Source organism: Halomonas sp. HNIBRBA4712, from assembly GCF_043558675.1.
Lineage (GTDB): Bacteria > Pseudomonadota > Gammaproteobacteria > Pseudomonadales > Halomonadaceae > Vreelandella.
The window spans coordinates 1-953 of sequence record NZ_JBIFXR010000025.1; the positions used below are offsets into that span (position 1 = coordinate 1).

Consider the following 953-nt stretch of genomic DNA (forward strand, 5'->3'; position numbering starts at 1 on the left):
GGAAGCCGGGATACGAATCGCCGCGCCTGACGTCAGGGTATGCTGCAACGTGCCGGTGGCGCTTAACTCAAGGTAGCCTTCTATCGTCGCGCTCACTCGATCGCCCGCCTCCAGACGGGCACGAGCATCCTGGATTTTGCTGGCACCTGCAGGCGATAGCATGATGGTGGCGATGACTTCAATCAGGTCAATCCTGCCGGTGACGCCAAGACTCAACACTGATTCCAGATTACCCATTTGCAGCTCAAGATCGGGGCTGCCACTCACCGGCTGCAAATCGAGCCCTTGTGGCTTGAAGGAGAGCGACTTGCTGATGGTTATGCCGGAGCCTATATGGCTACTGTCATGTTCCACCGGGCCACTGGCGCCACCGCCCATGGAAACGTAGCGGTTGATCGTCTGGACGGTCTCGACCATCAGCCCGATCAAGCCCGGTGCATCATTCTGGCGAGGAATCTCCTTTTTACCGCCTCCGGCAGCTTCGGCACTACGGCTCCATTCAATCCTGTGTCGCCCGTATTGTCCGTTGAGGGTTCCCGTGGCCTCTACCCTGGCGGAGACCTCACTCGTCATGATGGTCGTTACCACCGCGATGCTGACGTCACCACTCAATTCCGTGCAGGGATAAGGAATAACCCTCAAGGTGGCACGGGTGTCGCTGCACCCAAAGCACTGAATCGTATTGAAGCTTGCCTGCCCGCCCTGATCCGAGAAGAGGCGCCCTCCAAGCAGCGCTTCAAACGCCATGATCCCAAGCGTGACATCAAGGGGAATAAAATGGCTGAGGCGTTCCGCCAGCCGGACGGGCTGGTCGTAAATGACAGAGACTTCTTCACTTTGCGAGGTCAGCAGCCGGGACCCGTTCTCTATGCCATTGGCACTGATGCACGGGGTTTGTGGGCGGCCACTCTGACACGTTGGCTCACCTTCCCAGGTGACTTCCACATCGGCAT

General features: G+C 58.3%; 1 protein-coding gene. It reads right to left on the reverse strand.

Annotated elements, in window-relative coordinates:
* On the reverse strand, positions 1 to 953 hold a 953-nt coding region (locus ACGK9R_RS17165; RefSeq protein ID WP_394583544.1), incomplete at both ends, for a hypothetical protein.